Origin of the sequence: Avibacterium endocarditidis (assembly GCF_002921145.1) — a bacterium.
Taxonomy (GTDB): Bacteria; Pseudomonadota; Gammaproteobacteria; order Enterobacterales; family Pasteurellaceae; genus Avibacterium; species Avibacterium endocarditidis.
In genome coordinates this window covers 1-10028 of record NZ_PQVI01000087.1, presented here as the reverse complement: position 1 = coordinate 10028, position 10028 = coordinate 1, and the positions used below count along the sequence as shown (strand labels likewise).

Here is a 10028-nt window from a genome sequence, read left to right as displayed (position 1 = left end):
CCCCTTTTGCCTAAAGGTGCATTACAACATATTGAAAATAAAGGGGAAACTAGTGAGCAAGTGCGGTCGAAAATTATTAAGGTTCGTGAAATTCAATTTGCCCGCGCTGGAAAAATCAACGCACATTTAAGTAGTAAAGAAATTGAGCGAGATTGCAAAATTAGCTCGCAAGACGGCATTTTTCTTGAAAATACGCTCACTCAATTAGGGCTTTCTGTGCGTGCTTATCACCGCATTTTAAAAGTGGCTCGCACCATTGCAGATCTAAATAACGAAAAGCAAATCCAACCGCCCTCATTTGGCAGAAGCACTTTCATATCGAGCAATGGATCGGCTGTTGCAGAAACTTTCAAAGAATTTAGGATAGTCTGAAATTTTATAAAATTCCTAACCGCACTTTGATCTTTAGCTAATTTTGTACAAGGATAGTTACGGGAGCCATTTCTATGGATTTTTATTCGGTCATCTGTAGCAATAATCCCGTAACGCAGCTGACTAGCACTATTTTACTCATACTGAGGCCCTAAAAACAATAAATTATGCTGCCTGCAGCGGCAATGATCAAAACTCGCTCTGCATGTTGAGAGCAATAATATCCGTTAAATCCGCTTGATTTAAAAAAATCCATCGCACTTTTTTACAGAATTATTGCTAATAACAATCCATATGTGAAACGCGCAATTTTTAGCGCTCCCCTGTAAGAGTCTATACTTCCCCCTTAAGAGACTTGTAAATACTAACAATCACATCTAATTACTTCCTTACTTGCCTCTTAAAAGAGCCTACATATTCTTTTTCTTGATTCTTTATATACTCTTCTACCACTTTTACGTTTAAATCGATCGTAGTTACTGATAATTTCCATATTTATACTTTAGTTTTCCTTTCAGATAACCAATAAAACCTGATACTGAGATTTTGGGCGGAATCCTTAGATGCATATAAAAATGATCGACTAGTATTCATGCACCTCTACAATTTCTACATACTTGCAACGGCATGATTACCTTAGAATCTTCCCTAGATCTCATAACTTTATATAAATTCTACTATTCTGTATTTTAGAATAAAAACAATGTGAGGCTTACCATCCCATTTGGGGTATGATAAACTTGATCCATCATTGGCTCTATTTACCAGGATAATCCTCTCATATTCTGAATTTTAATTGCCAGCCTTATTCATTATATAGCGAAGATTTTTCTATCTATCGCTTAAGCTTTTTAATTCCATACGCATAATGTATGGCTTCTATAGCCAAACTTTGGCTAGCTATAATAAAAAAGCCTGCGACACGCAGGCTTTTCAATATCAAAATTATATTATTCAGCTGATGAAGCTTCTTCAGCAACAGCTGGACGATCTACTAGCTCAATGTATGCCATTGGAGCATTATCACCAGCACGGAAACCACATTTTAAGATACGAGTATAACCACCCGCACGTTGTGCAAAACGTGGACCTAATTCATTGAATAATTTAGCAACAGTTTCAATGTTGCGGGTACGAGCAAAAGCTAAACGACGGTTTGCAACACTATCTTCTTTTGCTAATGTAATTAACGGCTCAACTACACGACGTAATTCTTTTGCTTTTGGCAATGTTGTCTTGATGATTTCATGACTAACTAATGCACTTGCTAAATTACGGAACAGCGCTTTACGATGGCTGCTATTACGGTTTAGTTGACGACCACTCTTACGATGGCGCATGATCTTATCCTTCTCAGAAAAATCTTAACCTAATGACCACTAATCTTCAGCAATACTTGCTGGTGGCCAATTTTCAAGGCGCATACCAAGTGATAAGCCACGAGAAGCCAGCACATCCTTAATTTCAGTAAGTGATTTCTTACCAAGATTAGGTGTTTTTAATAACTCAACTTCTGTACGTTGTACTAAATCACCGATATAGTGAATTGTTTCTGCTTTCAAACAGTTAGCAGAACGAACTGTCAACTCTAAGTCATCAACAGGACGTAAAAGAATCGGATCAAATTCCGGTTTTTCCTCCTTGACTTCAGGCTGACGAACATCTCGCAAATCAACGAATGCATCAAGTTGCTCTGCTAAAATTGTTGCTGCACGGCGAATCGCTTCTTCCGGCTCAATAGTGCCATTTGTTTCTAGCTCAATAACTAACTTATCTAAGTCAGTACGCTGTTCTACACGCGTTGCTTCAACATTGTAAGCGATACGTTGAACCGGGCTATAACAAGCATCTACTAATAAACGACCAATAGGACGTTCTTCATCTTGAGAATGAACTCGAGCAGAAGCAGGAACATATCCTCTACCACGCTGTACACGAATACGCATATTGATTGATGCATTTTCATCGGTAAGATGGCAAATAACATGTTCAGGATTCACAATTTCAACATCTCCATCATGGGTGATGTCTGCTGCAACAACAGGGCCAATTCCAGATTTGCTTAGTGTCAGAAATACATTATCTTTATTCTGTACTTTAACCGCTAGGCCTTTCAAGTTTAGAAGCACTTCAAGAATATCTTCTTGAACACCTTCTTTGCTACTATACTCATGCAATACCCCATCAATTTCCACTTCAGTTACAGCACAACCTGGCATTGAAGATAGAAGAATTCGGCGTAATGCATTACCTAGAGTATGGCCGAAACCACGCTCTAACGGTTCTAAGATCACTTTAGCGTGAGTAGAGCTAATTTGCTCAATATCAACTAAATGTGGTTTTAAAAATTCTGTAACAGAACCCTGCATTTTATCCTCTCTTTGCTACGAAGCTTTAACTATTATTTAGAGTAAAGCTCTACGATCAGATGTTCGTTAATGTCTGCTGATAAATCAGAACGTTCAGGAACACGTTTGAACACACCTTCCATTTTAGCAGCATCAATTTCTAACCAAGTTGGTTTTTCTCTTTGCTCTGCTAATTCTAATGATGCTTTAATACGAGCTTGTTTCTTAGATTTTTCACGAATAGCTACAACATCATTTACTGACACTTGGAAAGATGGAATGTTAACCACACGACCATTAACAACAACTGCTTTATGGCTCACTAATTGGCGAGCTTCTGCACGAGTTGCAGCAAAGCCCATGCGATAAACAACGTTATCCAATCGACCTTCTAGTAATACTAATAAATTTTCACCAGTATTACCTTTTAGACGGTTTGCCTCTTTGTAGTAGTTACGGAATTGACGCTCTAAAATACCATAGATACGACGAACTTTTTGTTTCTCACGTAACTGACTACCATAGTCTGACAAACGAGGTTTACGAGCACCATGTTGACCTGGCGCTGTATCAATTTTACATTTTGAATCAATCGCGCGTACTCCTGACTTAAGGAATAAGTCAGTACCTTCACGACGGCTTAGCTTGAGTTTTGGACCCAAATATCTTGCCATTTTCTTTCTCCAACTATCCTAATACGTCTTATACACGACGTTTTTTCGGTGGACGACAACCGTTATGTGGAATCGGGGTAACATCAGTGATGTTTGTGATGCGGAAACCCGCTGCATTTAATGCACGGATTGTCGATTCACGACCAGGACCCGGTCCTTTTACCATAACTTCCAAGTTCTTTAAGCCAAATTCTTTGACCATTTCCGCACAACGCTCTGCCGCAACCTGTGCAGCAAACGGTGTTGATTTACGAGAACCACGGAAACCTGAACCACCAGCAGTAGCCCATGCTAGAGCATTACCTTGACGGTCAGTAATAGTAACGATTGTATTATTGAAAGATGCGTGAATGTGAGCAACGCCATCTACTACTTGTTTTTTTACACGTTTACGTGCACGAACTGGTGTTTTTGCCATTTAATTTACCCCGACTTATTTCTTGATCGGCTTACGTGGACCCTTACGGGTACGCGCATTAGTTTTAGTACGTTGACCACGCACCGGTAAGCTACGACGATGACGTAAACCACGATAACAACCTAAATCTAATAGGCGTTTAATGTTAAGTGTTACTTCACGACGTAAGTCACCTTCAACGGTAAATTTACCAACTTCATCACGCAGTTTATCAATCTGCTCTTCAGACAATTCTCTGATCTTAACGTCTTCAGCAATTCCTGTTGCAGCACAAATAGCTTTTGCTCTAGTTTTGCCGATACCGTAAATTGATGTTAATGCAATTACAGTATGTTTTTGATCAGGAATGTTAATGCCTGCAATACGGGCCACTATGCACTCCTATTATTTTAACTAATTTGACATACTGATCTTGAAAAGCCCGTTTTCAGGATACTCAAACAGTATGTCAAGGACATAAATGAGCTGAGCATTATATATGCCCAGCTGGTTCTTTGCAAGAAAAATATGAATTAACCTTGACGTTGTTTATGTTTAGGGTCGCTACATAATACACGAACAACACCTTCACGTTTAACAATTTTACAGTTACGACATAATTTCTTTACGGAAGCACGAACTTTCATTGCTTATCCCTTTTACTATATGAGCATTACTGCCCAAAACCTTTAAGGTTTGCTTTTTTCAACGCAGATTCATATTTTGTTGACATTAAATGACTTTGAACCTGAACGATGAAATCCATAATTACCACTACAACAATCAGCAAAGATGTACCACCGAAATCGAATTGAACATTCCACGCTGACGTCATAATATAAGGAACCAAACACACGAACGTAATATATAGACCGCCAATTAAAGTCAAACGGGTCATAATCTTATCAATATAACGTGATGTTTGTTCACCTGGTCTAATTCCTGGAATAAATGCACCAGATTTCTTCAAGTTTTCTGCTGTATCACGCGGATTGTACTGCATCGCCGTATAGAAGAAACTAAAGAAGACAATAGCTACTGCATAAACGATCAAATATAAAGGCTGACCTGGATGCAATAGCATTGATAAGTCAGTTAACCAATCTAAACTTGCCCCTTGTCCAAACCAAGATGTAATAGTGGCCGGAAACAAAATAATACTTGAAGCAAAGATAGCAGGAATTACACCAGCCATATTTACTTTAAGAGGTAAGTGAGTGGTATGACCGCCAAGAATTTGACGACCTTGCTGACGTTTTGCATATTCAACTTTAATTCTACGCTGTCCTCTCTCAACGAAAACAACAAAATAAGTTACAGCAAAAACAATAGCTGCGATGAGCAACAGAACTAACAAGTGCATTTGCCCTTGACGCGCTTGCTCAATTGTTGCGCCAATTGCTGATGGTAAACCAGCAACAATACCTGCAAAAATAATTAAAGAAATACCATTCCCAATGCCTCGCTCGGTAATCTGCTCACCTAACCACATTAAGAACATTGTACCTGTAACTAAACTAATCACAGCAGTAAAGTAAAACCAAATCCTAAATTAGGCACTAATCCTGGCAACATATTAGGTAATCCAGTAGAAATACCGATTGCCTGGATCGTTGCAAGAACTAGCGTCGAATAGCGAGTATATTTACTAATTTTTCGACGACCGGCTTCACCTTCTTTCTTTAATTCTGCTAAAGCAGGATGAACCGTTGTCAGTAACTGGATAATAATTGATGCCGAAATATACGGCATAATACCCAACGCAAATACTGAGGCTCGGCTCAAAGCACCACCAGAGAACATATTAAACATATCAATAATGGTGCCTTTTTGCTGCTCAAGTAATTGAGCCAAAACAGCCGCATCAATACCAGGAACCGGAATGAAAGAACCAATACGGAAAACAATAAGTGCACCGAGCACAAATAATAATCGACTTTTCAGTTCACTTGTACCGCTTTGAGCACTTCTACTTTGATAACCTGGTTGTTTAGCCATTTATTAATTATTCCTCAACAGAACCGCCAGCTGCTTCAATTGCTGCTTTAGCGCCTTTAGTTACGCGTAAACCACGAACAGTTACAGCGCCTTTTACTTCGCCTGAAAGAATAACTTTTGCAAATTGAATATCTTTAGTTAATACATTAGCCGCTTTTAAGGTATCTAATGTTACAACATTACCTTCAACTTTTGCTAAATCATTCAAACGAACTTCCGCAGTTACCGCTGATTTCATTGAGGTAAAACCGAATTTCGGTAAACGACGATATAAAGGCATTTGACCACCCTCGAACCCGCGACGAACACCGCCACCAGTACGAGATTTTTGACCTTTATGACCACGACCACCTGTTTTACCTAAGCCAGAACCAATACCACGACCTAAGCGTTTTGCACTATGTTTAGCACCTTCAGCCGGAGATAGAGTATTTAAACGCATTCTCTTATTCCTCCACTTTAACCATATATGAAACTTGGTTAATCATCCCACGTACAGCAGGAGTATCGATTAACTCAACAGTATGGTGCATACGGCGAAGACCTAGTCCACGCAAGGTAGCTTTATGCTTCGGTAAACGAGCGATAGAACTACGAACTTGAGTTACTTTAATAGTTTTAGCCATTGTCCATTACCCCAAAATTTCATCAACGGTTTTGCCACGTTTAGCAGCAACCATTTCTGGTGATTTCATATTTGCTAGTGCATCAATTGTTGCACGAACAACGTTAATTGGGTTAGTTGAACCGTATGCTTTAGAAAGAACGTTACGAACACCAGCAACTTCTAATACTGCACGCATTGCACCGCCTGCAATAATACCAGTACCCTCACTCGCCGGTTGCATAAATACACGAGAACCTGTGTGAGTACCTTTAATTGGGTGTTGTAAAGTGCCTTCATTCAAAGCCACAGTAATCATATTGCGACGAGCTTTCTCCATCGCTTTTTGGATCGCTGCCGGAACTTCGCGCGCTTTACCATAACCAAAACCAATACGACCATTACCATCGCCAACTACTGTCAATGCAGTAAAGCTCATGATACGACCACCTTTAACTGTTTTTGATACACGGTTTACCGCGATTAGCTTCTCTTGCAGTTCACCAGCTTGTTTTTCGATGTTTGCCATCTAAAATTACCTCTATTAGAACTGTAGACCAGCTTCACGGGCAGCGTCCGCTAAAGATTGGACACGACCATGATATTTAAAACCGGAACGGTCAAAAGCAACGTCTTTAACGCCTTTTGCTAATGCTCTTTCTGCAATAATTTTACCAACTACTGCTGCAGCATCTTTATTACCGGTATATTTCACTTGCTCACTAATTGCTTTTTCAACTGTAGAAGCAGCAGCAAGCACTTCTGAACCGTTTGGTGCAATCACTTGTGCATAAATATGACGAGGAGTACGGTGAACAACCAAACGAGTTGCACCTTGTTCACGCATCATATGACGAGCACGAGCTGCACGACGGATACGAGCTGATTTCTTATCCATAGTGTTACCTTAATTATTTCTTCTTAGCCTCTTTTGTACGTACAACTTCATCAGCATAACGTACACCTTTACCCTTGTAAGGTTCAGGACGGCGATAAGCACGAATATCTGCTGCAACTTGACCGATTAATTGTTTGTCAGCACTTTTCAGAACGATTTCTGTTTGTGATGGACATTCAGCAGTTACGCCTGCAGGTAATGTATGCTCAACAGGGTGTGAAAAACCTAAACTTAATGCAACTACGTTGCCTTTCATTTGTGCTCTATAACCAACACCCACCAATTGTAACTTCTTAGTGAAGCCTTCAGTAACACCGATAACCATTGCATTAACTAATGCACGCGCTGTACCCGCTTGTGCGTCAGCACCAACTACCCCTGCACGAGGAGCAAAAGTTAATTCATTATTATCTTGTTTAACTTCAACTGAGTTATGAATAGTGCGAGATAACTCGCCATTTTTACCTTTAACTGTTAGTAGCTGTCCGTCAAGTTTTACCTCAACGCCGGCAGGAATACTAACAGGTGCTTTTGCAACACGAGACATTTTCTTCCTACCTCTCTATTAAGCTACATAACAAATAACTTCACCGCCCAAACCCGCTTGGCGAGCTGCACGATCAGTCATTACACCCTTAGATGTAGAAATTACAGCTACACCTAAACCACCCATAACTTTTGGTAATTCGTCTTTACGTTTATAAATACGAAGACCAGGACGGCTTACGCGTTGAATGCTCTCTACAACTGGTTTCCCTTGGAAATATTTTAAAGTAATTTCCAATTCAGGCTTAGCGCCTTCTAAAACTTTAACGTTTTCAATATAACCTTCCGCAGCTAATACATTGGCAATTGCCACTTTTAGCTTGGATGAAGGCATATTGATCACAATTTTATTCGCAGCTTGACCGTTACGAATACGGGTCAACATATCTGCGATTGGATCTTGCATACTCATTGTGCTTTTACTCCGATTCCAAAATAAAGTAGTAAATTACCAACTAGCTTTTTTAAGGCCAGGAATTTCGCCACGCATTGCTGCTTCACGAACCTTAATACGGCTTAATCCAAACTTACGTAAGAAACCGTGTGGACGGCCAGTTTGGTTGCAACGGTTACGTTGGCGGCTAGGGCTTGAATCACGTGGTAAAGATTGTAGCTTTAACACGGCTGCCCAACGATCTTCGTCTGATGCATTTACATCAGAGATGATTTTTTTCAACTCCATACGTTTTGCATAGAATTTCTCAGCGAGTTTTACGCGTTTTACATCGCGCGCTTTCATTGATTGTTTAGCCATTTGTAACCTGCCTTATTTACGGAATGGGAAATTAAAGGCAGCCAATAGTGCTTGACCTTCTTCATCGCTGTTCGCAGTCGTTGTGATAGTGATATCTAAACCACGAACGCGATCTACTTTATCGTAGTCGATTTCTGGGAAGATAATTTGCTCACGCACACCCATACTGTAGTTACCACGACCATCAAATGATTTCGCGCTTAAACCGCGGAAGTCACGAATACGTGGAACAGCAATTGTAATTAAACGTTCAAAGAACTCCCACATACGCTCACCGCGTAGTGTTACTTTACAACCGATTGGATATCCCTGACGGATTTTAAAGCCTGCAACAGATTTGCGTGCTTTAGTAATTAAAGGTTTTTGACCAGTAATCGCTGCTAAATCCGCAACTGCGTTATCTAGCAATTTCTTATCGGTCAATGCTTCACCCACTCCCATATTCAGGGTAATCTTTTCGATTCGTGGGACTTGCATGACAGACGAGTAGTTGAATTTCTCTTTTAATTCATTAACTACTTGATCTCTGTAGTAATCATGCAGTTTCGCCATCGCATTACTCCAGTTTTTGATTAAATAATTTCATTGTTAGATTTAAAGAAACGGACTTTTTTACCGTCTTCAAATCTAAAACCTACACGGTCAGCTTTGTTTGTTTTCGGGTTAAAAATTGCAACATTTGACGCATCAATTGGTGCTTCTTTTTTCACTAAACCACCTTCTTTTCCTAATGCAGGAACTGGTTTTTCGTGTTTAGTGATAATGTTGATACCTTCAACAACAACTTTACCGTTTGGTAACACTTTAGTTACCTTACCACGTTTGCCTTTGCTTTTACCAGCAAGAACAATCACTTCATCATTTTGACGAATTTTTGCAGCCATTTCTTACTCCTTATAGTACTTCTGGTGCCAAAGAAATGATCTTCATAAACTTCTCAGAACGAAGTTCACGAGTCACAGGTCCAAAAATACGAGTACCGATTGGTTGCTCTGTGTTATTGTTTAAAATTACACAAGCATTACCATCGAAGCGAATGACTGATCCATCTGGGCGACGAACACCCTTCTTGGTGCGCACAACAACTGCTTTTAATACATCACCTTTTTTAACTTTACCGCGTGGAATTGCTTCTTTCACAGTAATTTTGATGATATCACCAATAGCAGCGTAACGACGGTGCGATCCACCTAGAACCTTGATACACATTACACTGCGAGCGCCTGAGTTATCAGCAACGTCCAGCATAGTCTGTTCTTGGATCATCTTAGTACTCCGCTAAAATTAATAACACCCTTTCGGGACGAATCTATCCTTATAGGATAGGGAACGGATTCTACTATAAAAAATGCTATGAATGCAAGATAAAACTGACTTTCAAGTCCTATTTTTCTAAAAAAACTATTAAACTTACAAACTCAAGTGCGGTGTAATTTT

At 39.7% G+C, this 10028-nt stretch carries 16 protein-coding genes and 2 pseudogenes; 1 reads left to right on the top strand and 17 read right to left on the bottom strand.

The window, feature by feature from the left end; genetic code table 11:
- Positions 1-367: pseudogene (locus tag C3Z13_RS07055) on the top strand (magnesium chelatase subunit ChlI family protein); the annotation flags it as partial.
- A 955-nt stretch (positions 368-1322) separates the two neighbouring features.
- On the opposite strand, the gene rplQ reads toward C3Z13_RS07055, so the two are convergent.
- The 17 genes and pseudogenes from rplQ to rplN all read right to left on the bottom strand — a co-directional run bounded on the left by rplQ (position 1323) and on the right by rplN (position 9857).
- The gene (gene rplQ / locus C3Z13_RS07045) at positions 1323-1712 is read right to left on the bottom strand and encodes a 50S ribosomal protein L17 (protein ID WP_103854517.1); all 390 of its coding nucleotides are present in this window, start codon (positions 1710-1712) and stop codon (positions 1323-1325) included.
- 39 nt (positions 1713-1751) lie between these two features.
- Complete coding sequence (locus C3Z13_RS07040) at positions 1752-2741, bottom strand: DNA-directed RNA polymerase subunit alpha (protein ID WP_103855459.1); 990 nt, start codon at positions 2739-2741, stop codon at positions 1752-1754.
- A 32-nt stretch (positions 2742-2773) separates the two neighbouring features.
- Positions 2774-3394 carry a 30S ribosomal protein S4 gene (gene rpsD, locus C3Z13_RS07035; RefSeq protein WP_103854519.1) on the bottom strand — a complete coding sequence of 207 codons (621 nt, stop codon included), beginning with the start codon at positions 3392-3394 and terminating at the stop codon, positions 2774-2776.
- Positions 3395-3422: 28 nt separating this feature from the next.
- Positions 3423-3812 (bottom strand): 30S ribosomal protein S11, encoded by a 390-nt coding sequence (gene rpsK, locus C3Z13_RS07030; RefSeq protein ID WP_012072238.1) that lies wholly within the window; start codon positions 3810-3812, stop codon positions 3423-3425.
- Positions 3813-3827: 15 nt separating this feature from the next.
- Positions 3828-4184: a 30S ribosomal protein S13 gene (gene rpsM, locus C3Z13_RS07025; RefSeq protein ID WP_017805524.1), complete on the bottom strand. Its 357-nt coding sequence runs from the start codon at positions 4182-4184 to the stop codon at positions 3828-3830.
- A gap of 140 nt (positions 4185-4324) precedes the next feature.
- Positions 4325-4438, bottom strand: coding sequence for a 50S ribosomal protein L36 (gene rpmJ, locus C3Z13_RS07020; protein WP_005548767.1), 114 nt, complete (start codon positions 4436-4438; stop codon positions 4325-4327).
- 26 nt (positions 4439-4464) lie between these two features.
- A pseudogene (secY, locus tag C3Z13_RS07015) lies at positions 4465-5789 on the bottom strand (preprotein translocase subunit SecY).
- A 7-nt stretch (positions 5790-5796) separates the two neighbouring features.
- Positions 5797-6231, bottom strand: coding sequence for a 50S ribosomal protein L15 (gene rplO, locus C3Z13_RS07010; protein WP_103855458.1), 435 nt, complete (start codon positions 6229-6231; stop codon positions 5797-5799).
- Positions 6232-6235: 4 nt separating this feature from the next.
- Positions 6236-6415: a 50S ribosomal protein L30 gene (gene rpmD / locus C3Z13_RS07005; RefSeq protein ID WP_103854522.1), complete on the bottom strand. Its 180-nt coding sequence runs from the start codon at positions 6413-6415 to the stop codon at positions 6236-6238.
- A 6-nt stretch (positions 6416-6421) separates the two neighbouring features.
- Positions 6422-6922 (bottom strand): 30S ribosomal protein S5, encoded by a 501-nt coding sequence (rpsE, locus tag C3Z13_RS07000; protein WP_103854523.1) that lies wholly within the window; start codon positions 6920-6922, stop codon positions 6422-6424.
- 15 nt (positions 6923-6937) lie between these two features.
- On the bottom strand, positions 6938-7291 hold the full coding sequence (rplR, locus tag C3Z13_RS06995) for a 50S ribosomal protein L18 (protein WP_046098797.1): 354 nt from the start codon (positions 7289-7291) through the stop codon (positions 6938-6940).
- A 13-nt stretch (positions 7292-7304) separates the two neighbouring features.
- A complete protein-coding gene (gene rplF, locus C3Z13_RS06990) occupies positions 7305-7838 on the bottom strand; it encodes a 50S ribosomal protein L6 (protein ID WP_046098796.1) in 534 nt (177 codons plus the stop codon).
- 18 nt (positions 7839-7856) lie between these two features.
- Positions 7857-8249 (bottom strand): 30S ribosomal protein S8, encoded by a 393-nt coding sequence (gene rpsH / locus C3Z13_RS06985; protein WP_103854525.1) that lies wholly within the window; start codon positions 8247-8249, stop codon positions 7857-7859.
- A 36-nt stretch (positions 8250-8285) separates the two neighbouring features.
- Positions 8286-8591, bottom strand: a complete 306-nt coding sequence (gene rpsN, locus C3Z13_RS06980) for a 30S ribosomal protein S14 (RefSeq protein ID WP_103854526.1) — start codon at positions 8589-8591, stop codon at positions 8286-8288.
- Positions 8592-8603: 12 nt separating this feature from the next.
- On the bottom strand, positions 8604-9143 hold the full coding sequence (gene rplE / locus C3Z13_RS06975) for a 50S ribosomal protein L5 (protein ID WP_103854527.1): 540 nt from the start codon (positions 9141-9143) through the stop codon (positions 8604-8606).
- A 20-nt stretch (positions 9144-9163) separates the two neighbouring features.
- On the bottom strand, positions 9164-9475 hold the full coding sequence (gene rplX / locus C3Z13_RS06970; protein WP_103855457.1) for a 50S ribosomal protein L24: 312 nt from the start codon (positions 9473-9475) through the stop codon (positions 9164-9166).
- 10 nt (positions 9476-9485) lie between these two features.
- Complete coding sequence (rplN, locus tag C3Z13_RS06965; protein WP_005548786.1) at positions 9486-9857, bottom strand: 50S ribosomal protein L14; 372 nt, start codon at positions 9855-9857, stop codon at positions 9486-9488.
- Positions 9858-10028: the final 171 nt, after the last annotated feature.

What these genes read in the sequence shown, in the direction of transcription:
- rplO (WP_103855458.1), bottom strand. Translation starts at nt 6,231, where the DNA reads ATGCGTTTAAATACTCTATCTCCGGCTGAAGGTGCTAAACATAGTGCA.
- rpsN (WP_103854526.1), bottom strand. Translation starts at nt 8,591, where the DNA reads ATGGCTAAACAATCAATGAAAGCGCGCGATGTAAAACGCGTAAAACTC.
- rpmD (WP_103854522.1), bottom strand. Translation starts at nt 6,415, where the DNA reads ATGGCTAAAACTATTAAAGTAACTCAAGTTCGTAGTTCTATCGCTCGT.
- rplF (WP_046098796.1), bottom strand. Translation starts at nt 7,838, where the DNA reads ATGTCTCGTGTTGCAAAAGCACCTGTTAGTATTCCTGCCGGCGTTGAG.
- rpsE (WP_103854523.1), bottom strand. Translation starts at nt 6,922, where the DNA reads ATGGCAAACATCGAAAAACAAGCTGGTGAACTGCAAGAGAAGCTAATC.
- rpsK (WP_012072238.1), bottom strand. Translation starts at nt 3,812, where the DNA reads ATGGCAAAAACACCAGTTCGTGCACGTAAACGTGTAAAAAAACAAGTA.
- rplE (WP_103854527.1), bottom strand. Translation starts at nt 9,143, where the DNA reads ATGGCGAAACTGCATGATTACTACAGAGATCAAGTAGTTAATGAATTA.
- rpmJ (WP_005548767.1), bottom strand. Translation starts at nt 4,438, where the DNA reads ATGAAAGTTCGTGCTTCCGTAAAGAAATTATGTCGTAACTGTAAAATT.
- C3Z13_RS07040 (WP_103855459.1), bottom strand. Translation starts at nt 2,741, where the DNA reads ATGCAGGGTTCTGTTACAGAATTTTTAAAACCACATTTAGTTGATATT.
- rplQ (WP_103854517.1), bottom strand. Translation starts at nt 1,712, where the DNA reads ATGCGCCATCGTAAGAGTGGTCGTCAACTAAACCGTAATAGCAGCCAT.
- rplR (WP_046098797.1), bottom strand. Translation starts at nt 7,291, where the DNA reads ATGGATAAGAAATCAGCTCGTATCCGTCGTGCAGCTCGTGCTCGTCAT.
- rplX (WP_103855457.1), bottom strand. Translation starts at nt 9,475, where the DNA reads ATGGCTGCAAAAATTCGTCAAAATGATGAAGTGATTGTTCTTGCTGGT.
- rplN (WP_005548786.1), bottom strand. Translation starts at nt 9,857, where the DNA reads ATGATCCAAGAACAGACTATGCTGGACGTTGCTGATAACTCAGGCGCT.
- rpsD (WP_103854519.1), bottom strand. Translation starts at nt 3,394, where the DNA reads ATGGCAAGATATTTGGGTCCAAAACTCAAGCTAAGCCGTCGTGAAGGT.
- rpsH (WP_103854525.1), bottom strand. Translation starts at nt 8,249, where the DNA reads ATGAGTATGCAAGATCCAATCGCAGATATGTTGACCCGTATTCGTAAC.